This window comes from Flavivirga abyssicola, from assembly GCF_030540775.2.
In the GTDB taxonomy this organism is placed as follows: Bacteria; Bacteroidota; Bacteroidia; order Flavobacteriales; family Flavobacteriaceae; genus Flavivirga; species Flavivirga abyssicola.
The window spans coordinates 3,460,439-3,485,388 of record NZ_CP141266.1 but is presented as its reverse complement, the minus strand read 5'-3'; the positions used below and the strand labels follow the sequence as shown (position 1 = coordinate 3,485,388).

Below are 24,950 nucleotides of genomic sequence, written 5' to 3'. Positions count from 1 at the left end.
GCTCCAAAAACAAGAGCGTATTATGAAGAATTCTATAGCCGAACGGGTTGGTGACTTTTTAAAGGGTTACCCTCCTTTTAATATGCTTTCAAATAACACGTTGTTAAAAATAGCTACGGAAGTCACTATAAATTATTTAGAAAAAGGAGACACCATTTTCAAAAAAGATGATCCCTGGCATGATCGTTTTTATGTTGTGAGAGACGGCGCCATAAACCTATATTATAGTAACGGCGATGTTAAGGATATTATGAACATCCATGATACAGGTGATCTCTTTGGGTTACGGCCGCTCATAACAAAAGAGCCTTATAAACTTACTGCCACAGCCAATGAAGAATCTATAGTCTATGCCATACCAATTTCTGTTTTTCAATCGGAAACAGATAATAACACTAAAGTTCAAAAATATTTAATAACTGCATTTGCATCCAATGCTTTTGATCCTTATACAGAAGAAGAAGCAGGTAAAATTTTTGTTGATTATTTACCCAATACGTCTCAGGACATAGTGAATTTTCAAACGGCAAATTATACAAAATCACCCATTACTTGCTCTACAGAATCTTCTCTAAAAGACGCTGCAAAAAAAATGAGTGCGTATAAAATTGGTTGTATTGTGGTAGTTGATGATGAAAAAAAACCAGTTGGAATTATTACAAATAGTGACATTAAAAATAAAATAGCGACAGGTCTCTTTCCTATTGAAACCCCGGTAACAAATATTATGAGTTCTCCTGTCATAACTGGTAAAAAGGGTTTAACAATTGCAGATGGTCAGTTGCAAATGATAAAACGCAGCATTGGGCATTTATGTATTACTAAAGACGGTACTGATAATTCCAAACTTATTGGTGTTTTAACTCACCATGATATTTTAGTTAATTTAGGCAAAAACCCAACGGTTATACTTAAAGAAATAAAGCGGGCAAAACGTACTAAAAAGATACGGGCCGCTAGACTTAAAGGCAATGCTCTATTAAAAAGTTATATTGAGCAAAATATCCCAATTACACACATTATAAATGTAATTTCTCAAATTAACGATGCGGTGACTATACGTGTTGTAGAATTAGCTCTTAAAAAAATGCCTACGCCCCCTCCGGTAGCCTTTTCCTGGTTGGCATTGGGCAGTCAAGGGCGTAGAGAACAATTACTTTTTACCGATCAGGATAATGCCTTGGTTTTTGATGATGTCCCAGAAGAACAATATGAAGTAACAAAAACCTATTTTTTAAAACTAGCTAAACTAGTTACTAAATCTTTAAATAAAATTGGATTTGAATATTGTGAAGCTGATATGATGGCAAGCAATCCAGAATGGTGTAAATCATTAACCGAATGGAAAAATCAGTTTACAAATTGGATTTTAAGTCCAGACGAGAAAGCCATTTTACTATCTTCAATCTTTTTTGATTATAACTGTGTTTATGGAGATAAGCAAGTAGTTGATGATCTTACAAATACTATTTTCACAACTTTAGAAAAAACTGATTTGTTTTATAAATTTTTAGGACGTGATGCTGTTAAAAGCCCTACTCCTCTTGGTTTTTTTAAGCAATTTTTAGTAGAGCAAAATGGAGATCAAAAAGAACTTTTCAATATTAAAAGCAGAGCTTTAATGCCTCTCATTGACGCTGCAAGATTACTCATTTTAAGTAAACAAATAAGTGGTGTTAACAATACTTCAGAACGTTTTGAAAAATTAGCAGAACTAGAACCTAACAACAAAGAATTGTACGAATCTTGCTCTTACGCCTTTAAAGCCTTATCTAAATTTAAAACCAAACAAGGTTTATTAGGTACAAATTCCGGTAAATTTATTGATTTGGAAACTCTAACTAAAGAAGAAAAATTAAAACTTAGACGTTGTTTTAAGCCTATTCAAAAAATTCAGGAAGTTTTAAAAATCAGATTTGACTTAAAAAACTTTATGTAAATGATTTTTAAATGGTTTCGTAAACATAAAAAGAATGCTCCGGATTTTTGGGTAGATTATGTTGATAGCTTTAAAAATGCCGATAAGAATTCAATTGGAGAAACACGCTTTGTTGCTTTTGACACCGAAACAACTGGTTTTGATAAAAAAAATGATAGAATCCTCTCTATTGGTGCAGTGAGCTTTATTGGTAAATCCATTCAAGTAAATAATAGCTTAGAACTCTATCTAGAACAAGACGTTTTTAACCCGGAAACAGTTAAGATTCATGGGTTAATGAAAAAAGGTTCTTTAGAAAAAGTAACCGAATTAGAAGCTATTAAGACGTTTTTAGCTTATGTAAAAAATGCCGTTTTAATAGCACATCATGCTAATTTTGATAAAAACATGATGAATGAAATGTTATCCAGAAATGGACTAGGTAAACTAAAAAACAGATTTATCGACACAGGGTCTCTATTCAATAAATCGAAACATATTATTTATCGTGAGAATTTAAAAGAACATTATACATTAGATGATTTATGCAATGAACTTAATGTACCAAAAGTAGACAGACATACAGCGAATGGTGACGCCTTAATAACTGCTATTGTTTTTCTAAAAATTCTATCACGATTGGATAAACGAAAAAATTTAGAATGGGATTATTTATTGAAAACCTAGCTGTTTATAAATAAACATTAATTTTCACCGAAAATCCATTTAAAAAGCATTATCTATAATATCCTGAACCACTTCTGGGTTTAAAAGCGTACTTGTGTCCCCTAAATTACTAGTGTCTTTATGAGCAATTTTTCTTAAAATACGTCTCATAATTTTACCAGAGCGTGTTTTTGGTAATCCTTGGGTAAATTGAATTTTATCCAATTTAGCAATAGGCCCAATATGTTCGGTAATAATCTGATTAATTTCTTTGCGTAAATTATCCTGATCTCTCGTTTCACCAACATCCTTTAAAATTACGTAACCATATAATGCATTTCCTTTTACATCATGTGGGAAACCTACAATTGCAGATTCTGCAACAGCTGGGTGTTCGTTAATGGCATCTTCTATCGGTGCTGTTCCTAAATTATGACCAGAAACAATAATAACGTCGTCAACACGACCTGTAATTCTATAATATCCTACCTCATCACGTAAGGCACCATCACCAGTAAAATATTTATTTTCATAGGCTGAAAAGTAGGTATCTTTATAGCGTTGATGATTTCCCCAAATAGTACGAGCCATACTAGGCCACGGGAATTTTATGCATAAGCGACCATCTACCTGATTCCCTTTTAATTCATCCCCATTTTCATCCATTAAAGCTGGCTGAATACCAATAAATGGTAAAGTAGCATAGGTAGGTTTTGTTGGTGTTACAAAAGGAATTGGGGTAATCATTATACCTCCCGTTTCGGTTTGCCACCAAGTGTCCACTATAGGGCTTTTCTTTTTACCTATATTATCATTATACCAATGCCATGCTTCTTCGTTTATGGGCTCTCCCACAGATCCTAACACTTTAAGCGACGATAGATCGTATTTTTCAACCAATTCTAAGCCTTGCTTGGCCAGTGCTCGAATAGCTGTTGGTGCTGTGTAAAACTGATTGACTTTATGTTTTTCTACAATTTCCCAAAAACGTCCAAAGTCCGGATAACTTGGCACCCCTTCAAACATAATTGTAGTTGCTCCATTAGCCAATGGACCATAAACAATATAACTATGTCCTGTAATCCAACCTATATCCGCTGTACACCAATACACATCATCTTCTTTATATTGAAATGCATTTTTAAATGAATATGCCGTATAAACCATATACCCAGCAGTAGTATGCACCATACCTTTTGGTTGTCCTGTTGAACCTGATGTGTATAATATGAATAAAGGATCTTCGGCATTCATAACCTCAGCCTTACAATTGGTTGAAGCAGCATCTAAAAGTGGTTGTAACCATTTGTCGCGACCAGATATCATTTGTATGTCTGAGTGAATACGTTTCGCTACCAGCACCGTTTCAACACAAGAACAATCATTTAAAGCTTCATCAACAATCCCTTTTAAGTCAATTGTTTTGGGACCTCTATAAGATCCGTCACTGGTAATAACCATTTTACAATCGCTATCATTAATTCTAGTTGATAATGCCGTTGCTGAAAAACCGGCAAATACTACCGAGTGAATAGCACCTATTCTAGCACATGCCAAAACAGAAATAGCCAATTCTGGAATCATCGGTAAATAAATGCATACCCGATCTCCCTTTTTAATACCTTGGTCTTTTAAGACATTGGCAAATTGATTGACACGCTGGTGTAATTGATTGTAAGTAATATGTTCAGCTTCATCTTTCGGATCATTAGGTTCAAATAAAATAGCTGTTTTATCTCCACGAGTGGATAAATGTCTATCAATACAGTTTTCTGTAATATTTAATTGAGCACCTTCAAACCATGTTACTTCTGGTTTAGAAAAATCCCAATTTAAAACACGGTCCCATTTCCGTTGCCACATAAAATGCTCTTCGGCAACTTCTTCCCAAAAATTTTCTGGTTCTCTTATTGATTTTCTGTAAACTTGATAATACTCTTCTAAATGCTTAATGTGATAATTACTCATATTACTCCTACCTGCTTTCTAAAAATTAATTTGGCTGTCTAAAATAATAAAAATAATATCTAATTAACACATAATTTATACGAGTAACATAGAATTATAGATATACAATACATTTAATGGGTCGCTTGCCCTGCCCCACTCGGAATTCTAATATTTTCAACGATTTCCTGAACATCTTTTGGCGGTTTGGGCGTAAACTTCATAATAACTATAGATACTATAAAGTTTAAAATCATTGCTATGGTTCCAAAACCTTCTGGTGAAATACCAAACCACCACTCACTTTTATCTGGAAGTACCTCATCAAACCACCCTAATTTATATTTAATCATATACAACAGCATGCTAGTAATACCAACCACCATACCTGCAATAGCGCCTTCTTTATTCATTCTTTTGTAAAAAATACCTAGAATAATAGCTGGAAAAAAAGATGCTGCTGCTAATCCAAATGCTAAAGCAACAACCGCCGCTACAAAGCCTGGTGGATTAATCCCAAAATATCCTGCAACACAAACAGCCCCAACTGCCGATAAACGAGCTGCCATTAATTCTCCTTTTTCCGAAATTGAAGGCTTTAAAATCTTTTTAATTAAATCGTGAGATACAGACGCAGAAATAACTAACAGCAACCCTGCTGCAGTAGATAAAGCAGCTGCTAACCCTCCTGCTGCCACTAAAGCTATTACCCATTCTGGCAAGTTCGCAATTTCTGGATTAGCCAGTACCATAATATCCCTATCAACGACTAACTCATTTTTAGCATCGTCTGCTACATATTGAATAATGCCATCGTTGTTTTTATCTGTAAAAGCAATCAATTCTGTAGTTTCCCATTTTTTAAACCATTCTGGAACAGTAGCATAGGGTTGATTCGATACGGTTTCAATCATATTAGTTCTTGCAAAAACAGCTACTGCTGGTGCTGTTGTATACAAAACAACAATTAACAATAAAGCAATCCCCGCAGATTTACGTGCGTCTTTAACTCGTTTTACCGTAAAAAAACGAACTATGACATGAGGCAAACCTGCTGTTCCTACCATCAAAGCCAAGGTTATAGCAAAAACATCAATCAAAGATTTAGAACCTTCAGTATATTCTGCAAAACCAAGCTCGGTACTTAAACCATCTAATTTATCCAGCAAATAGGTTCCGGATCCATCTGCTAATTCACTACCAAACCCCAATTGTGGAATAGGATTTCCTGTCATTTGAATAGATATAAAAATAGCAGGAACCATAAAGGCAAAAATCAAAACACAATATTGTGCTACTTGCGTATATGTGATGCCTTTCATGCCGCCTAAAACAGCATAAAATAAAACGATAAGCATGCCTATGATAACGCCCGTATCAATATCAACTTCTAAAAAACGAGAAAATACAATACCAACGCCTCTCATTTGTCCTGCAACATAAGTAAAGGATACCAATAAAGCACAAAACACGGCCACAAGTCGTGCTGTTTTTGAATAATACCGATCCCCTATAAAATCTGATACCGTAAACTTTCCAAATTTCCGTAAGTATGGTGCCAATAATAATGCTAACAAAACGTAGCCACCTGTCCAACCCATTAAATAAACAGCACCATCATAACCTGCAAAGGATATAATACCAGCCATAGATATAAAAGATGCAGCACTCATCCAATCAGCAGCAGTTGCCATACCATTAGCTAACGGGGATACACCTCCACCGGCAACATAAAACTCTTTTGTAGAACTTGCTCTAGACCAAATGGCAATGCCTATATATAATGTAAACGTAATTCCGACTAAAATATAGGTCCAATTTTGAACTCCTAACGATTCAACCAACAGGATACTATTCGTCATAACCATACTTTTTATCAAGTTTATTCATAAGACGAACATATACAAATATGAGTATAACAAACACATACATAGAGCCTTGTTGTGCAAACCAAAAGCCTAATTTAAAACCTCCCAATTTTATAGTATTAAGCGCATCTTTAAACATAATTCCTGCACCATACGATACTAAGAACCATACCAACAATAATATAAGCACGTATTTTATGTTTTCTTTCCAATAGGCTTTTGCATTATCTTTATTTGTCATATTTTATATATTTATTAACTCTTCTAAAATAAGCTTTAATTTCTTTTACTACTCTTGGAGCCATTATTACGGTCGCTATCATAGTTGGAATTGCCATAAGAGCAAAAGTGCCATCAATTAAATTAAGCATCATACTAAAAGGCGTTGTAGCAGCTAATATGATACTTACAATATAAATATAATTATAGTAATGTTTTTTCTCTGCACCTATTAAGAACGACATACATTTTGTGCCATAATAAGCATATGAAAATAATGAGGATACACTAAAGATTAACACGCAAAGCATTAATAAATATTTTCCATAACCGGGCATGGCAGAGGAAAATGCAGAAGCTGTTAAACTAACGCCATTATCAGACGTTGTTTCCCAAACACCTGTTACCAGAATTGCTAAAGCGGTAAGTGTACAAACAACCAGCGTATCTATAGCTGGCCCTAACATAGCTACCAAACCTTCACGCACAGGCTCATCTGTTTTTGCTGCACCATGTGCCATGGGAGCAGTACCTATACCAGCTTCATTTGAAAATGCACCACGGCGAATTCCTAATAAAACTAGTGCGCCTAGGACACCCCCTAAAAAAGGATCTCCTGTAAAATGATTGGCAGCAAAAGCATCCGTAAAAATCATCATTAAATACTTAGGCACCACCTCATAATTTGATATCAAAATGTACAAGACCAATATGAAATACAACAATACCATAGAAGGGACCATCTTAGAAGCTGCATTACTAATGCGTTGCAACCCTCCTAGGATAATAACCGAGGTTAGAGAAACTAAAATAAATGCAATAATTAGATTAGATTTTAAACCAACGACAACACCGTTTGGTATTAATATAATATCGTTTATAGCTTGTGTTAATTGATTCACGTTAACGACAGGTAAGGCGCCAATCATCCCAAAGAAACTAAACATAACTGCTAAAGGTTTCCAGTGTTTTCCCAACCCTTCCATAATAAAATACATGGGACCTCCTTGTAAGTCACCTCTACTATCCTTACCACGATACATAATGGCTAATGTGGATGTGAAAAATTTAGTCGACATCCCTACAATAGCACTTACCCACATCCAAAACATGGCACCAGGGCCACCAAAAGAAATTGCAACTGCCACACCTGCAATATTCCCCATACCAATGGTTGAAGAAAGTGCTGTGGTCAATGCTTTAAAATGGCTAATTTGCCCTGGGTCATTAGGATCATCGTATTTTCCTCTTAATATCTCAATGGCATGCCCTATAAACCTAAATGGTAAAAATCTTGACAAAATTAAAAGGTATAACCCACCTCCAATAAGTAGTATTACCAAAGGCAATCCCCATGCATAATCCGAAAAAGACTTAACGATTTGTTCTAATAGATTCATAATTCTTTATTAGTTCAATTCATAAATGTATTAAATAAACTCCAAGTTCAATTTAATAAGCAATATTTTAAAACATGTGGAAAATCTAATTATGAATATATATATCAGATACAGGGTCGCAACAACTTGGGCATAGGGCTTTAAATTTCGAAAACGAAATAGTTAATAACTTTAATCTCAAAACTATCAAAACCTGATAAATGTAAGGTTTTAAAAGGCTGTCAAATGTAATTTTGCATAGAACTTATTATACAAATGATTAAATATTTATATCATGAATGCGAAAATCACTTTATTTTTAAGTATTCTTTTACTAACAATCGGTTCTTGTAACTACTCTAAAAAGAATACACACACAAAAAATCAAGAAAATAAACATCACTGGAGTTATTCAGGAGAAACATCGCCAGAACACTGGATAGAAATTGAAAAGAATTCTGATTGTGGTGGTAAGTATCAATCCCCAATTAATATTATCCATAAAAATGTGGACTCAATAAGAATTCAGAAGGATTTAAAAATACAATACACACCCACTACACTTATTAGTGAAGTTGAAAATAACGGCCATTCTATACAATTTGATTTTGAAGCTGGTGATTCTATAAACTACAAGAATGAAACATATTATTTAAAGCAAATACATTTTCATGAACCTTCGGAACATAAAATAAATGGTGTTATTTACCCTATTGAAATGCATTTGGTTCATATTAGCAAAACTGGAAAAATAACAGTTTTAGGGCTTTTAGGAGAAGAGGGTGACGACAGCCAATTATTCGAATTCTTTGAAAGCTTTTTACCTATCGAAGAAGGAGCAATAAAGGATATTCATCAAGAAATTGATTTATCGAGTTTACTTTTAGAAAATAAGCATTATTACTCTTATGATGGTTCTTTAACGACCCCACCTTGTACAGAAAGTGTGAATTGGATTGTATTTAAAGAGCCTATTATTTTATCTGTAGAGGAAGTCTTGAAGCTTAAAAACAATATGCCGATTAATAATTATCGTAACGAGCAACCCCTAAACGAACGGATTGTGACTTATCATTTCTAGGGTAAACATCGTTGTACAGCTTGTAAGAGGCATTAAATTATAAATATATTCGTTTAGTAATATTAGGGTTAAGATAATAGAAGTATATTTATCATAACCAATTCCAGTCATTTTGCAATCTAATCGTTTGTATTTTATTGATGCTGTTAGAGCATTTGCGATATTAATGATGCTACAAGGGCATTTTATCGATACATTAATCGACCCTGTTTATAGAGACACTACTAGTATAGCTTATAATATATGGTCTTATTTTAGAGGCATTACAGCACCTACCTTTTTCACCATTTCTGGTTTAGTTTTTACGTATTTATTGTTACGTGCACATTCTAAAAATGATGATCAGCCAAGAATAAAAAAAGGTTTTTTTAGAGGGCTTTTACTTATAGGAATTGGTTATAGTCTTCGTATTAATTTAGTAAGTTGGCTTAGTGGCTACTTTAGTTCTTACTTTTTTGTAATTGACGTATTACAGTGCATCGGTTTATCGCTTATTATTTTAGTTTCTTTACACATCTTATTCAAACATTATAGCTACATTTTTTCAATTATTCTTTTTTCATTAGGTTGTCTTTGTTTTGTTTCCGAACCGTTATACAGAGATTTGGTCATAGATAATTTACCACTTCCTATTGCTAATTATATGACAAAGGTTAATGGTTCCGTTTTTACCATTTTACCTTGGTTTGGTTATTCTGCTTTTGGTGCTTTTATATCTACCGTATTTTTTAGACATGTGCATAGAAACCGTTTTAAACTATGCACAGTTATTACGTTCTTTATAGTCGGTTATTTTCTTATTAATTATTCGTCTTGGTTACTTTTAAAACTACATAGCATAACCAGTATTGAATTATTAAAATTAAGTGCCAGTTATAATTATCTGTTTACGCGTTTAGGAAATGTGTTAGTGCTATTTGGTTTGTTTTATGCCCTAGAGCGTTTTTTAAAACAGTCTATTATTGCTCGAATAGGAGAAAAAACACTATCTATTTATGTGATACATTTTATAATTTTATTTGGAAGCTTTACAAGTTACGGACTAAAGCGTTTTTTAAATCAGACTTTAAATCCAACCGAAGCTATTGTTGGAGCCATTCTGTTTGTAATTGTAGTCTGCTTTATATCATTTCATTATGCAAAAACAAATACGTTTGTATATAATATGAATCGAAAATTAATTAATCGTTTTAAAAATTAAAATTATGGCTTATGATGAGTATTTAGCTGATAGAATACGGCAACAATTAAAAGAAAAACGAACCCACTTTACAGAATTAAAAATGATGGGAGGTTTATGTTTCAAGTTAGACAATAAAATGCTTTGCGGCATTCATATTGATAAAAAATATGGAGATAGTTTATTAATGGCACGTATTGGAGAATCTGTTTATGAAACCGAACTTAAAAAACCAGAATGCTTGCCTATGGATTTTACCGGACGCCCTATGAAAGGCTATATTTTTGTAACACCAGATGGCTTTGATAATGATGATGATTTATCCTATTGGTTAGATTTATGTATCCATTTTAATCCATTGGCAAAAGCAAGTAAACCGAAAAAAAAGAAAGCTAAATAATTCTTTTCCGACAAAGTCTTCTATCTATACAATTGCAATCTATGAGATTTCTATTTAAGCTTTCAATATTCTTAATTCCATTTTTAATTGGAACTAAAAGTACATGTCAGAATATTAAAAACATTAAATATGCTTCAGCTATATTCAAAGCACATCGTATCATTGACTCATTACAACAAACGCAGAACATTCCCGGGATAGATATAGCCCTTTCTATTGATGGCGATATTGTATGGTCTGAAGGCTTTGGGTATGCAGACATAGAGCATCAAGTACCTGTCAGCTCAGGAGAAACCCTTTTTAGGATTGGTAGCGTATCAAAACCACTAACATCCACAGCTCTTGGTAAATTAATTGAAAGCGGTAAGTTAAGTTTAGATTCAACCATTCAGACATATGTTCCGTACTTCCCAAACAAGAAATATCCCGTTACTGTAAGACAAATTGCTGGGCATATTGCAGGTATTAGACATTATAGAAATTCAGAATATACTTCGGCAAAAAAATACAGCACGGTTAAATCTGGTTTAGATATTTTTAAAAACGATTCCTTATTATTTAAACCAGGTAGACGTTATTCTTATTCTTCATATGGCTTTAACTTACTAAGTGCAGCTGTTGAAGGCGCAAGTGGCGTTTCATTTTTAGATTTTATGAAGCACGAAATCTTTTCTAAACTGAATATGCATGCTACATATGCTGATAAAAATGAAGATATTATTAGAAATAGAGCGTCATTTTATCAGATTGATGCCTCTAACACTATTAAGAATGCAACATATGTAGACAATAGCTACAAATGGGCTGGTGGCGGATTCATATCTACGACTCATGATTTAATAAAATTTGGAAACGCCATGATTGAAAAAGAATTTCTTTCAGGTGAGATCATCAAGGAGTTTACAAAATCTCAAAAATTATCCATTGGTAAAAAAACGGGCTATGGTATTGGCTGGGGTATTATTAAAAGAAAAAAACTAAAAGGTTTTGGGCATGATGGTGGTTCTGTTGGTGGTATTACAAAATTTGAAATTTTTCCAAAAGAGAAGCTTGTTATTATTGCTTTGTCTAACTCATCGAATGTTAACTATGGTAAAACCATTGAACGTATTGTAGATATTTTTGTAAAAGCTAGAAAATGAGTTCTTAGAATCTAATCGTTCCACAGATTAACGAATATACTCTGTTTGCAAAAAATATTACGAAGTAGAAACTTTTATATCAGTAAAGGAAAAGATTATTATTTGTTACTCATTTTTTAGAGCCTGTAACAGTTTTGAGTTATCCATAATAAGTTAGAATATAGCCCTCTGAAACAACCCAAATACACACAAGTCCTTATAAATAGTTTTTAGTTTATTAAAAACTCCCTAGATTTGTTAACAAATATATAATTTCATCATTATCATTTATTGTATAACTACTCTCGTCTAAAATTAAGGTGGATTAAAAATTAAACATAAATTATAGATTAAACCTCACCCTAACCAATCCTATCTCTCATAATTTTTATTCATGACAAACAAACTTACTTTCCTAATGTTATTAAGTGTTTTAATTTCAAAGGGGCAAGAAAACAATTCCAATATTTTTAGCATCACTCCTGAAATTCTTATTGGCATTACAGGAGAACCAAATACAGGCTTTCCTGATAGAGGGCTTCAAAAACAAGCCTTTATAAGTTTAGGGTGGCATCACACAACACACACACAAGAATGGGCTTCCTATTTAAAAACCTCAAAAGCAGGTATAAGTTTAGGATATACAGATTTAGCCAATAAAACCAATCTAGGAGAGATTTTTACAATACAACCTTTCTTAGAATTCAATGCTTTTAAATCTAAAAACATAAATCTCCACGTAGGTACGGGAATTTCTTATGTCACTAAAAAATACCACCCGATTACAAACGAATTTAATAAAGCGATATCTACAGACTTAACTTGGTCTTTTAGATTATTTATGTATTATAATTTAATGAAATATGATCACGTTAATTGGCGGGTTGGAGCTGGATATACCCATCATTCTAACGGACATACAAGATTACCCAACCAAGGTTATAACTCTTTTCTAATTAGCCTTGGATTAGAAATAAACACCTCTAAAAATTCATTAAAAAATTCGGCACAACCTGTAAAAATACCAAAAAAGACTATTTCAGATTATTTCTCAATACGTTCTGGTTATGGGATACATGTACTTTCTCAAGCTTTTGATGATAAAAAAAGTGTATATACTATGTCGGGAGAGTATGGCAAAATATACAACAACACATTAAAACTTGGCTTAGGTGCATATTTTAGATTTTATCAAGCATATTACGATTATATTTCAAATAATGAATCTCTTGTGCAAAACGGTAGAGAATTTTCAGACTTAAGGTCTAATGCATTTACTAATGCTTTAAATATTGGCATAACAGCCAATAGTGAATTGTTATTAAATCATTTCGGAATAGATTTACAAGTTGGTATAAATATTTTTAAACCTGCATATAAAATTGACTGGCGCATTAATCAAGGTTGGGGAGATGTTCCCAAAATTATCACAGAAAGTGGTGGTAATTATAGACTTGGTGATGTCGGTGAGTCTTACTTCAAGATTAAACGCACAATATCTGCTCGATTTGGACTAAAATATTATGTTATAGGAACTGCTAAAAAACCTGTTAATAATCTTTACTTAGGAGCTTTTATAAATTCAAATTTAGGACAAGCAGATTTCACAGAATTAGCCATAGGCTATATAAAAATTTTAAAATCCAGAAATAAATAACTCCAAATTTTAAACTCTGAAAAAACAGAATTTACTCATTTATTTCTAAGTCATACCAATTTAATTTGAGATCAGGCTTTTAGCTTTCTAGTCAAAAATCAAAACCCTGTATTTCGCCTCTCCCAGAACTACCAAAAAAGGCAGTTCTGACCTCTCCAAAGGAAAGGTGAATAGGAAACCCCGACACAAAGGTCGGAGAATTTTAAATTAAAAATACCTTACTGTCACACGTCCCTTTTTTCTGTGTCTAAGTATCGAACGTTATAAAATTACACATAAATGGTCGATCAAAATTTACAACAACAAAAAATTAAAATGCCAATAAGGGAAACCTTAAAAAAGCAATTAACAAAATTATTAACCTTAGCTTTTATAAGTGTATTTACATTAGGAAGCTGCCAAGAACACAAAAAAATGACTCAAGAAAAAAATGATGTTTTAAAAGTAATTGAAAAAATGGTTACTTCATTAAAAAACAAAGACATAAAAGGCGTTATGTCTACCTATGAAAAGCACGCAGTTATTGTATTTGAACCTGAAAAACCAGAATCAAAGGAAGAGATTATTCGAAAAAAGTTTTTAGAGCTTATGGAAGTAAGTCCTAATTTTGCTTTTCATGGGCATGAAGTTTATATCAGTGGGAACATTGCTACACACATTAATCCTTGGTCAATGGAAGCACTGGCTCCAGATGGTTCAATAATAAAGCAGAAAGGGTTATCAATTGTTGTATTACGGAAACAAAAAAATGGTAAATGGTTGATGGTTTTAGACAATCCTTACGGAGACAATTTACTTAACAAAAAAGGTTAAAACTTTATTACAATTATCTAGTTATACAAATTTAGAGTAATTTGTATTATTATTGATAGGTATAATACTTACGGGTATTGTACCTGTCTTTATTTTTTTAAAACTTGAATATATGAAAACCGAAATAACCATTAATACAGACGATTCTATCTTATGTTCTTTAAGTGTTTCTGGTAATAAACTAGCTCTAGAATACTTGCTTACAAAGCATCAAACCTGGATTTACAATATAGCCTTAAATTTAACGACTAATGCTGATGATGCTAATGACTTAACACAAGAAACCTTAATAAAAGCAGCTATAAACCTTCATAAATTTGAACAAAGAAGTGAATTTAGAACCTGGGTGTATCGCATTTTAAAAAATCAATTTCTGAATAGTAAAAGAAAAAAAGAGTATTACCATACTATTCCTTGGGTAGAATATGCGCAAGGGTTAGATTCTATAGAAGATGAAGAGTTTGAAGAAGACAATAAAAAAGAGGTTATTGAAGAAGCGAAACTAACATGTATGAAAGGGATGTTACTTTGTTTAACCCCAGAACAACGATTGGTTTATGTGTTGGGAGAATTGTTTGAATTGCCACATACTATAGGTAGTGAGGTTATGGAGATTTCAAAAGCTAATTTCAGAAAAAGATTGAGTAGAACCAGAGAGCAATTGTATGGTTTTATGAATAATAAATGTGGACTAATAAATACTTCAAACCCCTGTAGGTGTGCTCGTAAAACTGTAGGGTTTATAAAAAAGGGGTATGTAAATCCTGAAAATTTACAATTTCAAAAAGACATCATATCTAAAATTGACAATCTAGTTTCAAAAAAAGTAGAATTATTTGATAATTTGGGGCATTCAAAATATCAGAAACTATATCAAAGTCAATACTTTCAAGAGCAAAAAGACAAGCCTCAATTTATTAAAAATGTCTTGTCCTCTAAAGCAATACAGGATGTTTTCGAATTATAGATAAAATGAGAATTATTTGACCTGTGCTATTTAAAAAGAATCACTTATACTGATTCTTATAACGAATTTATAACTTGATTGCTAGCTTTTTAAGAAAAACTCCTTATTTTTAATTTAACTATATTTATAGAGGAAAACTAAATTTAGAAAAAATTTAGTTCCGAGGTAATTTGAAAAGTTAGTGGTTTTTATACGCTATATTTCATATGCAAAACCATTATAAACAATAAGTGCAACTCGAAAGAAATAAGTCATGCAAGCACACGCAGGTAAAAATCAAGAAAACCAAAAACGCTCAGTATCAACTAACACAAGGAATGATCAAAAACAGCCGTTTACCTCTCAGTTCCTAGACAACAGACCTGAAGCCATTACGCAAAGAAAACTGCAGGAGACAGCAAGCAATAGTTCACAAACTAAAAAAGTTACCCAATTACAAGAAATAGCCGACAACCATACTATCAAAATATCGCCGCCATTACAAACAAAAGAAAATAATAATACTAACGTTATTCAGAGAAGGGTTGCTCTTGCAAAAAATGCGATGACTAAAAACTTTGTAGAGTTAACTTCTATTGACTATGGTATAAATATAGCGGGAGGGCCTGTAGAATTGTTAAAGGATTCCAATTTTTCGAAAATGACAGAAGACGAGTCTTTGGCAATTGTTGCACATGGAGGCATAGGGTCATCAGGAGAATATTCTGGTGATGAAATAGCCTCTTTTTTAACCAATGATGTAAAGGGATTAAAGAAAGATATAAAAAGTATAAGATTCACATCTTGTTATGCTGGAAAAGGGACAGAACATGACGATTCTGATTCTGTTATAAGTGTACTAAAGGAAAAACTCGCTACCGGTGGTTTAAATATACCAATAACAGGAGCCATGGGACCAAGCATTAAGTCGCTCGGTTTGGGCACAGATGCATATACCGTTTGGGATAAAAATAAAACTACGGAAATTGCATCTCAAGCAGATGGGAAATCTGGAAATCTTCCTGCAAATAGTGTATTAGAAAGTGTACTTGTAGAACTATTAAACCCGCAGGGCTATGCAGATAAGGTGATGAGTGAAGTTAAAGACAGCAAGGATGAACAGGAAAATATTAAAAATAAAGCTGAAATGGTTAGGCATGCTACTACAGGATTTTATCGATCATTAGTAGATACAATAGAGGATACTCAAAATAGTTGGTTGATACAGGGGGTAATATCTGGTGACATAAAAATAAATGATTCTATGGCTAAAAAGATTGGCACAAAATGGAGGCTTCCAAATTTGACTGGCGAAGAACTTAAAAAAGCCATTTTAGGAGCTGCTGCACATAAGAATTTACTCCTTGAAGATAAACCAATAAGAACGGTTTAGGTTATCCTAATTCAGGAAATAAGTTAAAATCCAAATGGATTAAGGCGACTAATATTGTTGAACACGGTATTAACGTTTATCCAACCTGTTATATACGCTTCCCCATACCTAAATAGATAAGCGAATATTATAAAAAGACCTTACGAATTTTCTTTGCAAGGTCTTTTTATAACTGTAAGTACATCAGCTAAAGCTAATGATAGCTAAAAAACAATTCTATTTTAAATACTCCAACACATTAGCGCCAATACGTTCCTGTATATTAGAAACATCTGCCTTTACAAAAGTTTCGCCTGTAATATTCTCGTAAAGTTCAATATAACGTTCACTAACAGATTCAATATAATCATCGCTCATAAAAGGCACCGTTTGCCCTTCCAAACCTTGAAAATTATTTTCTATAAGCCATTGTCTCACAAATTCTTTAGAAAGCTGTTTTTGGCTTTCACCTTTATCCTGACGTTCTTGATAACCATCAGCATAAAAATAGCGTGAAGAATCCGGTGTGTGTATTTCGTCAATAAGGACAATTTGTCCGTCTTTAGTTTTTCCAAACTCGTATTTAGTATCTACTAAAATAAGCCCGCGAGAGGCTGCAATGTCACTTCCACGTTGGAATAATTTACGAGTATAATCTTCTAACACCACATAATCGGCCTCAGAAACAATACCTCGTTTTAAAATATCTTCCCGGGAGATATCCTCATCATGGCCACCCATTTCCGCTTTAGTAGCTGGTGTAATAATAGGCTCAGGAAATTTATCGTTTTCCTTCATACCTTCTGGCATAGGTACACCGCAAAGCATCCGTCTACCCGCTTTATATTCTCGTGCTGCATGACCAGACATATAGCCACGAATAACCATTTCTACCTTAAAAGGATCGCACAAATGTCCTACAGCGACATTAGGGTCTGGTGTGGCCGTTAACCAATTAGGCACTAAATCTTCTGTTGCAGCCATCATTTTAGTAGCGATCTGATTTAAAATCTGCCCTTTATACGGAATTCCTTTTGGCATCACCACATCAAACGCAGAAAGTCTGTCTGTTGCAATCATAACCAATTCATCATCATTGATATTATATACTTCTCTTACTTTTCCTTTGTAAACACTTTTTTGATTTGGAAAATTGAAATTGGTATCTATTATTGTATTACTCATATGCCTCTCTGTCTTTCAGACATCTCTCCCAAAGGGAGAGAAACTCAAAATTAAATATTTGAATTATAGAAAAACGCTTTTTAAATTAATATTTATGTTATTGTAATCCGCAAATTTTCCCCTTTGGGGAAATGTCCAAAGGACAATGGGGATTAAGATCTATTCTCTATGCCTTCGTATGCCTCAATAACCTTCTTAACCAGTTTATGACGAATGACGTCTTTATCATCTAAAAATATCATACCTACACCGTCTACATTCTTCAAAATTAAAAGGGCTTCTTTTAAACCCGAAATGGTACGACGTGGTAAATCAATCTGTCCGGGATCGCCTGTTAATAAAAACTTGGCATTCTTTCCCATACGCGTTAAAAACATTTTCATTTGTGCATGTGTTGTATTTTGCCCTTCATCTAAAATCACGAAAGCATTATCCAACGTACGTCCACGCATAAAAGCCAATGGTGCTATTTGTATGGTTCCATTCTCTATATAATGTGCTAATTTTTCAGGAGCAATCATATCACGTAACGCATCATATAATGGTTGCATGTATGGGTCTAATTTTTCTTTTAGATCACCAGGTAGAAACCCTAAATTCTCACCAGCCTCCACCGCCGGACGCGTTAAAATAATACGTTTAACTTCCTTATTTTTTAAAGCCTGAACCGCTAATGCAACACCTGTATAGGTTTTACCTGTTCCTGCAGGGCCTATAGCAAAAACCATATCGTTTTTACGCATAAGCTCTACCATTTTACGTTGGTTTGCTGTTTGTGCTTTAATAAGTTTACCTCCTACACCATGCACAATAACTTCTCCACTTTGTTTTGAAGTCGTATAATCGTCACTGCTTTGGCTCGTTAAAACGCGCTCAATAACATTCTCGTCCAGCTTATTATATTTTGCGAAATGTTTTAAAAGCATGGTAATTCTACGATCGAATTCTTCTAACAATTCCTCGTCTCCAAAGGCTTTAATTTTATTACCTCTTGCAACAATTTTAAGTTTAGGAAAGTACTTTTTTAGAAGTACAATATTGGCGTTTTGGGCTCCAAAAAACTCTTTTGGAGTAATTTCTTCAAGTTCAATTATAATTTCATTCAAAGGCGCAAGTTTAATTTTTTATTTCATCGGATTTAAATCAAAATAATATTTAATCGATGAAATGATTTCATTAGTTTTGTTAAATCTCAAAAATACATAAATTTGGGTGACCAAACGCTAAAAACATATCAACAATTTTGCCAATGGCGATAATAACATTAACTACTGATTTTGGTGAAAAAGATCACTTTGCTGGCGCGACAAAAGGAGCCATTTATAGCGAACTTCATGATGTTAAAATTGTTGATATCTCTCATTCTATCTCACCTTTTAGTATTCCTGAAGCGGCATACATCATTAAAAATGCATACAGTAGTTTTCCTAAAGGCACAATACATATTATTGGAATTGATTCTGAAATAAATCCGGAAAATAAGCACATAGCTGTAAAACTTGATGATCATTTTTTCATCTGTGCCAATAATGGTATTATGAGCATGATTTGTGCTGAGATTGCACCCGAAAAAATCGTAGAAATTAATATTCACGATAAAATACAAACTAGCTTTCCCGTTCTTGATGTGTTTGTAAAAGCAGCATGCCACATTGCACGCGGTGGCACTTTAGAGGTTATAGGAAAATCTATTAAAGAAATAAAACCGATTAAGAATATTGTCCCTTATGTAAATGACGATAAAACACAAATTATTGGTAGTGTTATTTATATTGATAATTATGGCAATGTGATTACCAATATTAAAAGGCACTTTTTTGAAACTATACAGAAAGGGCGCGCTTTTGAGATTTCAGCTAGAAATAATAAGTTTAAGACTATTTATAAAAAATACAGTGATTTTGTAAATTTTGAAATAGAAGAAAACAAACGTAATGATGAAGGTAGAGGTTTAGTCGTTTTTAATTCTGGCGATTTCTTAGAAATTGCGGTCTATAAAAGTAATAGCGGTACTGTTGGAAGCGCCTCATCGCTTATGGGGCTTGGCTTAATGGATGCTATTAGTGTTAACTTTATAAAAACATAATATGTTTGTTAGAATTGTAAAAATGGGGTTTCAAGACCAAAACATCGAAGCTTTTCTTGCTAATTTTGAAGCTAATAAAGAAAAAATACGACATTTTGAAGGCTGTAAATTTTTAGAACTCTATAGAGACAAAAACGATCCGACTATATTTTTCACTTATAGCTATTGGGAAACTGAAAACGATTTAGAGAATTACAGACACTCTGATATCTTTAAAAACGTTTGGGCAAAAACTAAACCATTATTTAATATACCTCCTATGGCATGGAGCGTTGATAAATTAGAAACTTTAAGCTAACAATGAGTCAAAAAGCACTTCTGGTAATCGATATGCAAAAAGGATCCTTTACTCCAGAAACTCCAAGACATGATACCATCGGTGTAGTAAATAAGATTAATTCTTTAGCAGATAAATTTAGAGCTTCAGGACATCTGGTCTTTTATATTCAGCATGATGGCACTAAACATAATGATTTTATTCCCAACACAGAAGCCTGGGAAATATTATCAGAATTGCAAGTATCTAAAAATGATATACTAATAAGTAAATATGCAAATGATGTATTTTATAATTCAAACCTTAAATCTGAATTAGAAGCTCATAATATTAATGAGTTATACATTACAGGTTGCGCTACCGATTTTTGTGTAGAAGCTACCATACATTCAGCCCTGGCAAAAGATTATAACATTACAGTTGTAAAAGATGCACACACAACAGGCCATAGACCACACCTAAGTGCTGAGCAAGTCATTGAGCATTACAATTGGGTTTGGCAAAACATGATTCCAACAAAAGGCGCTATTAAAGTGGAGCGTTTTGAAGCGATATCGAGCGCTTTTTAAAATTTTAATCAATTATAAAACGTCCATGTGAGACAAATTGATAAATTTGTTACCGAGATCTTTCAAATAAAAAAATAAATTTATATAGATTAGCGCATCACTTTAATTTCTTTTGAACAATAGTCAAAAAACTACTTATTATGATGCACAAAATAAAATAAATGTTAGCTATACTAAAAAAAGAAATAAACTCATTTTTCGCATCCCCTATTGGCTATTTAGTCATTGCTATTTTTCTAGTTTTAAATGGCTTATTCTTATGGTTGTTTAAAGGTGAATTTAATATTCTGGATTATGGATTTGCAGATTTATCTTCTTTCTTTTTACTAACACCTTGGATTTTAATATTCTTAATTCCTGCTGTTACTATGCGTAGTTTTTCTGATGAAAAAAAGCAAGGTACCCTAGAACTCCTGCTTACAAAACCAATATCGCATATACATATTATTTTGGGGAAGTATTTTGGAGCCTTTATTTTGATTTTAATCGCACTTATACCAACCTTGCTTTATGTTTACACTGTTTATCAATTAGGCAACCCAATTGGTAATTTAGATGTGGGGAGTACGCTTGGTTCTTATTTCGGATTATTATTTTTAATCGCTGCTTATACAGCTATTGGTGTTTATGCATCTTCCTTATCAGACAATCAAATTGTATCATTTATTATAGCCGTTTTTATTTGCTTTCTATTCTATATAGGCTTTGAAGGCATTGCAGATTTCGCTTCCAATGATTTTATAGAACAATTAGGAATGAGTGTACATTATAAAAGTATGAGTCGTGGCGTATTGGATACACGCGATATCTTGTATTTTTTAAGTGTCACCATTTTCTTTTTAATGCTAACTAAAATAAATATCAACAGAGAGAAAAAATGATTTTAACACCCTTATTTATTATTTTTCTAATACTCGTTTTTGTTTTAGTTTGGTTATTTGCAAATACTATAGATAAACGTAAATGGGTAAGTCTGCTAATAAGTTTATTATTAACCCCTGTTGTTTATTTTTATGTATTTTACCCATTGTTAAATATTTTTAGTAGCTACCACCATCAAAAATATTTTAATACTGAAGCCTGGAAAGATAAACCCGAATTACGCTATGAAATGTCTCAAGAAATACTTGATAAAAGTTTGTTTCTCCATAAAAGTAAAAAAGAAGTAGAAACACTCTTAGGGAAAAGTGAATGGTATGGTTGGAATGACAGTTTAAAAAGAGAATCGGCAAATAAATGGAATTATAATTTAGGTTTTAAACCTGGTGCTTTCAATAATAAGCAAGAATGCATGGAGCTGGATTTTAAAAACGATACCGTAGTAGGTATTAGACAATATCAATTAAAAAAGACCTTTGAATAAAAACATTAAACATATAGCTATACTTATAGTTGTAATAATTGCAATTAATTTTTTAGGTAGTAAAATCTTCAAACGTTTTGATTTAACTGCAGATAATCGTTATACATTGAGTGAATCTGCCATAAATATTGTAAAAGACATAGAATCTCCTCTTATTGTAGATATCTTTTTAAGTGGAGATGATTTTCCTTCGGAATTTAGAAGGCTTCAAAAAGAAACCAATCAATTACTTGAAGAATTTTCAGCAGAAAACAGCCATGTTATTTTCAATTTTATTAATCCGTTAGAAAACGAATCTACAAGAGAGCAGAACATCCAACAGCTTACGCAACGCGGTTTAACACCCATGCAATTAAGCGTACAAGAAAATGGAAAAGCGACTCAGGCTGTCATTTTTCCTTGGGCTTTAGCCAGTTATAACGATCAAACAGTTATTATTCCTTTAATAAAAAATAAAATAGGAGCTACACAACAGGAATTAGTTAGTAATTCTGTTCAGCATTTAGAATATACTTTTTCAGATGGATTTAGCAAATTAACAAAACCCAAACGTAGAAAAATTGCTATTCTAAGAGGTAATAATCAGTTGGAAGATAAATACATCGCAGATTTTGTTAAAAAGCTTGGAGAATACTATTTTATTGCACCTTTTACCTTAGATAGTGTAGCTAGCAATCCTCAAAAAACACTTAAAGACATTAAAGCATACGATTTAATAATCTCTGCAAAACCTACTGAAGCTTTTACCGAAAAGGAAAAACTAGTCTTAGATCAATTCACCATGAATGGCGGTAAAAGTTTATGGCTCATCGATGCTGTAACCATGGAAAAAGATAGCTTGTATAATGATACAGGTAGTAATTTTGCTGTAACAAGAGATTTAAATTTAACCGATTTCTTTTTTAAATACGGTGTTCGCATTAATCCTGTTATAGTAAGCACATTGTACTCTGCTCCTATTACGCTGGCTATGGGCGAAGGTAGTCAATCACAATTTCAACATTTACGATGGCCTTATTCACCATTAGCAAACTCCAATAGCAATCACCCCATTGTTAATAATCTAAATTTAGTAAAACTTGACTTTGCAAACCAAATTGATACGCTTAAAAACGATATTAATAAAACTATTCTTTTAGAAACAGCACCTCTAACTAAACTGGAAGGTATGCCAAGGGAAATAAGTTTAGATTTAGTGACTCAGGAACCAGATCCTACTCTTTTCAATAAAGGAAATCAAGCACTCGCGGTTTTATTAGAAGGTGAATTCACATCCGTTTATAACAATCAAATAAAGGCTTTTAAACTTTCGGAAGAAAAAAATAAAAGCATACCCACTAAGATGATTGTTGTAGCCGATGGTGATATTATTAAAAATGATGTTATAAAAAATAGACCACAAGAATTAGGCTTTGATCGATGGACAGGAAAGACCTACGGCAATAAAGAATTTTTACTCAATGCCGTTAATTACTTACTAGATGATAACGGACTTATAAACATTCGATCCAAAGAAATAGCCATCGCATTCCTTAATCAGCAAAAAATAGCAACTCAAAAAAGCAAATGGCAACTTATAAACATCGCATTACCACTGGTGCTATTGACCTTTTTCGGAATAGGATTTAATTACTTCAGAAAGAAAAGGCATGCTTCTTAAATGTTAATAAGTTTGTTTCCAATTTTAGTCGGTTTCGAATATATTTGTAGATAGCTTTATTAAAATTTAAACTCGTTGTAAATACATGAAATTTATAGTATCCAGTACCTATTTATTAAAACAATTACAAGTTTTAGGGGGTGTCATTAATAGCTCTAACACCTTACCTATTTTAGATAATTTTTTATTTGAATTAGAGCATACTAAATTGACTGTTTCGGCAAGCGATTTAGAAACCACTATGTCTTCGTCTCTTGACGTTGAAAGTGATAGTGAAGGCAGTGTAGCTATTCCTGCTCGTTTGTTATTAGATACTTTAAAAACATTTCCTGAACAACCGCTTACATTTGTTGTAGAAGACAATAACACCATTGAAATTAGCTCAAATCATGGTAAATATGCTTTGGCTTATGCTGATGGTAATGAGTTCCCTAAAGCAGTTGCTCTTGAAGACCCAAGTAAAACAGTTGTTACTGGAGATATATTAGCTACTGCGATTAGTAAAACTATTTTTGCAGCCGGGAATGACGATTTACGTCCAGTAATGAGTGGTGTATTTTTTCAGTTTTCAACAGAAGGTTTAACCTTTGTTGCTACAGATGCTCATAAATTAGTAAAATATACACGTGAAGATATTAAAGCTAACCAAGTTGCAGAATTTATTATGCCTAAAAAACCTTTAAATCTTTTAAAGGGTATTTTAGCTGCTAAAGAAGAAGATGTCACTATTGAGTATAACGAATCGAATGCCAAATTCACATTTGAAAACTCTGAGTTAATTTGCCGTTTAATTGATGGCAAATACCCTAACTATGAAGCTGTTATACCAAAAGAGAATCCTAATAAATTAGTTATAGACAGAACACAATTTTTAAACTCCGTAAGACGTGTGAGTATCTTTTCAAATAAAACAACACACCAAATACGTTTAAAAATTGCCGGTGCAGAGCTTAATATTTCAGCAGAAGATATCGATTACAGTAATAAGGCAGAAGAACGTTTAACTTGTGACTACCAAGGTGACGACATGCAAATTGGTTTCAACTCACGTTTTCTAACCGAGATGCTAAACAACCTGGGATCAGACGAGGTACAACTAGAAATGAGTATGCCAAATAGAGCTGGTATTTTAACCCCTATAGACGGACTTGATGAAGGTGAGCAAATTACAATGCTTGTAATGCCAGTAATGCTAAATTCATAATTAATTCCTGTGAAGGCAGGAATCTCTTTAATAGAGATA

General features: G+C 32.9%; 23 protein-coding genes. 17 read left to right on the top strand and 6 right to left on the bottom strand.

Going from position 1 to position 24,950, the window contains the following annotated elements:
• Nucleotides 1–22 precede the first annotated feature (22 nt).
• Entirely contained in the window at nt 23–1,939 is a 1,917-nt protein-coding gene (locus tag Q4Q34_RS14710; RefSeq protein ID WP_303315597.1) for a DUF294 nucleotidyltransferase-like domain-containing protein, read from the top strand.
• Nucleotides 1,940–2,605 (top strand): 3'-5' exonuclease, encoded by a 666-nt coding sequence (locus Q4Q34_RS14705; protein WP_303315599.1) that lies wholly within the window; start codon nt 1,940–1,942, stop codon nt 2,603–2,605. It abuts the gene before it with no gap.
• Nucleotides 2,606–2,644: 39 nt separating this feature from the next.
• On the opposite strand, the gene acs is transcribed toward Q4Q34_RS14705, so the two are convergent.
• The 4 genes from acs to Q4Q34_RS14685 form a co-directional block, all read right to left on the bottom strand.
• Nucleotides 2,645–4,552: an acetate--CoA ligase gene (gene acs / locus Q4Q34_RS14700; RefSeq protein WP_303315601.1), complete on the bottom strand. Its 1,908-nt coding sequence runs from the start codon at nt 4,550–4,552 to the stop codon at nt 2,645–2,647.
• 113 nt (nt 4,553–4,665) lie between these two features.
• Nucleotides 4,666–6,393: a sodium:solute symporter family protein gene (locus tag Q4Q34_RS14695; protein ID WP_303315603.1), complete on the bottom strand. Its 1,728-nt coding sequence runs from the start codon at nt 6,391–6,393 to the stop codon at nt 4,666–4,668.
• Nucleotides 6,383–6,640, bottom strand: a complete 258-nt coding sequence (locus tag Q4Q34_RS14690; RefSeq protein ID WP_303315605.1) for a DUF4212 domain-containing protein — start codon at nt 6,638–6,640, stop codon at nt 6,383–6,385. Before Q4Q34_RS14690 ends, Q4Q34_RS14695 begins: the two co-directional genes overlap by 11 nt.
• Nucleotides 6,630–8,018, bottom strand: a complete 1,389-nt coding sequence (locus tag Q4Q34_RS14685; RefSeq protein WP_303315607.1) for an alanine/glycine:cation symporter family protein — start codon at nt 8,016–8,018, stop codon at nt 6,630–6,632. The genes Q4Q34_RS14690 and Q4Q34_RS14685 overlap by 11 nt, the downstream gene beginning before the upstream one ends.
• 274 nt (nt 8,019–8,292) lie before the next feature.
• On the opposite strand from Q4Q34_RS14685, the gene Q4Q34_RS14680 reads away from it, so the two are divergent.
• The 8 genes from Q4Q34_RS14680 (at nt 8,293) to Q4Q34_RS14645 (ending at nt 16,588) form a co-directional block, all read left to right on the top strand.
• Nucleotides 8,293–9,078, top strand: a complete 786-nt coding sequence (locus tag Q4Q34_RS14680) for a carbonic anhydrase (protein WP_303315609.1) — start codon at nt 8,293–8,295, stop codon at nt 9,076–9,078.
• A 112-nt stretch (nt 9,079–9,190) separates the two neighbouring features.
• Nucleotides 9,191–10,279, top strand: a complete 1,089-nt coding sequence (locus Q4Q34_RS14675) for a heparan-alpha-glucosaminide N-acetyltransferase domain-containing protein (RefSeq protein ID WP_303315611.1) — start codon at nt 9,191–9,193, stop codon at nt 10,277–10,279.
• Between the two features lie 4 nt (nt 10,280–10,283).
• On the top strand, nt 10,284–10,658 hold the full coding sequence (locus tag Q4Q34_RS14670; protein WP_303315613.1) for a TfoX/Sxy family protein: 375 nt from the start codon (nt 10,284–10,286) through the stop codon (nt 10,656–10,658).
• Nucleotides 10,659–10,699: 41 nt separating this feature from the next.
• The gene (locus Q4Q34_RS14665) at nt 10,700–11,800 is read left to right on the top strand and encodes a serine hydrolase domain-containing protein (RefSeq protein ID WP_303315615.1); all 1,101 of its coding nucleotides are present in this window, start codon (nt 10,700–10,702) and stop codon (nt 11,798–11,800) included.
• Nucleotides 11,801–12,173: 373 nt separating this feature from the next.
• The gene (locus tag Q4Q34_RS14660; RefSeq protein ID WP_303315617.1) at nt 12,174–13,436 is read left to right on the top strand and encodes an acyloxyacyl hydrolase; all 1,263 of its coding nucleotides are present in this window, start codon (nt 12,174–12,176) and stop codon (nt 13,434–13,436) included.
• Between the two features lie 279 nt (nt 13,437–13,715).
• Complete coding sequence (locus tag Q4Q34_RS14655; RefSeq protein WP_303315620.1) at nt 13,716–14,249, top strand: YybH family protein; 534 nt, start codon at nt 13,716–13,718, stop codon at nt 14,247–14,249.
• A gap of 112 nt (nt 14,250–14,361) precedes the next feature.
• Nucleotides 14,362–15,216, top strand: coding sequence for an RNA polymerase sigma factor (locus Q4Q34_RS14650; RefSeq protein WP_303315621.1), 855 nt, complete (start codon nt 14,362–14,364; stop codon nt 15,214–15,216).
• A 253-nt stretch (nt 15,217–15,469) separates the two neighbouring features.
• Complete coding sequence (locus Q4Q34_RS14645) at nt 15,470–16,588, top strand: hypothetical protein (RefSeq protein WP_303315622.1); 1,119 nt, start codon at nt 15,470–15,472, stop codon at nt 16,586–16,588.
• Nucleotides 16,589–16,804: 216 nt separating this feature from the next.
• Here Q4Q34_RS14645 and Q4Q34_RS14640 read toward each other — a convergent pair whose 3' ends face one another.
• Together Q4Q34_RS14640 and Q4Q34_RS14635 are read right to left on the bottom strand one after the other, a co-directional pair.
• Nucleotides 16,805–17,752, bottom strand: coding sequence for a phosphoribosylaminoimidazolesuccinocarboxamide synthase (locus Q4Q34_RS14640; RefSeq protein WP_303315624.1), 948 nt, complete (start codon nt 17,750–17,752; stop codon nt 16,805–16,807).
• Between the two features lie 152 nt (nt 17,753–17,904).
• The gene (locus tag Q4Q34_RS14635) at nt 17,905–18,858 is read right to left on the bottom strand and encodes a PhoH family protein (RefSeq protein ID WP_135877884.1); all 954 of its coding nucleotides are present in this window, start codon (nt 18,856–18,858) and stop codon (nt 17,905–17,907) included.
• 143 nt (nt 18,859–19,001) lie between these two features.
• Between Q4Q34_RS14635 and Q4Q34_RS14630 the strand changes: the two genes are divergently transcribed.
• The 7 genes from Q4Q34_RS14630 to dnaN all read left to right on the top strand — a co-directional run bounded on the left by Q4Q34_RS14630 (nt 19,002) and on the right by dnaN (nt 24,911).
• Entirely contained in the window at nt 19,002–19,838 is an 837-nt protein-coding gene (locus Q4Q34_RS14630; protein WP_303315627.1) for an SAM hydrolase/SAM-dependent halogenase family protein, read from the top strand.
• 1 nt (nt 19,839) lies between these two features.
• Nucleotides 19,840–20,136: a putative quinol monooxygenase gene (locus tag Q4Q34_RS14625; protein ID WP_303315628.1), complete on the top strand. Its 297-nt coding sequence runs from the start codon at nt 19,840–19,842 to the stop codon at nt 20,134–20,136.
• Between the two features lie 2 nt (nt 20,137–20,138).
• The gene (locus tag Q4Q34_RS14620; protein WP_303315630.1) at nt 20,139–20,684 is read left to right on the top strand and encodes an isochorismatase family protein; all 546 of its coding nucleotides are present in this window, start codon (nt 20,139–20,141) and stop codon (nt 20,682–20,684) included.
• A 161-nt stretch (nt 20,685–20,845) separates the two neighbouring features.
• Nucleotides 20,846–21,565, top strand: coding sequence for a gliding motility-associated ABC transporter permease subunit GldF (gene gldF, locus Q4Q34_RS14615; protein WP_303315632.1), 720 nt, complete (start codon nt 20,846–20,848; stop codon nt 21,563–21,565).
• Nucleotides 21,562–22,047: a hypothetical protein gene (locus tag Q4Q34_RS14610; protein WP_303315634.1), complete on the top strand. Its 486-nt coding sequence runs from the start codon at nt 21,562–21,564 to the stop codon at nt 22,045–22,047. Before gldF ends, Q4Q34_RS14610 begins: the two co-directional genes overlap by 4 nt.
• Nucleotides 22,040–23,707 (top strand): gliding motility-associated ABC transporter substrate-binding protein GldG, encoded by a 1,668-nt coding sequence (gene gldG / locus Q4Q34_RS14605; RefSeq protein WP_303315636.1) that lies wholly within the window; start codon nt 22,040–22,042, stop codon nt 23,705–23,707. The genes Q4Q34_RS14610 and gldG overlap by 8 nt, the downstream gene beginning before the upstream one ends.
• An 85-nt stretch (nt 23,708–23,792) precedes the next feature.
• Nucleotides 23,793–24,911 carry a DNA polymerase III subunit beta gene (gene dnaN, locus Q4Q34_RS14600; RefSeq protein ID WP_135877891.1) on the top strand — a complete coding sequence of 373 codons (1,119 nt, stop codon included), beginning with the start codon at nt 23,793–23,795 and terminating at the stop codon, nt 24,909–24,911.
• The last annotated feature ends 39 nt before the right edge of the window (nt 24,912–24,950 follow it).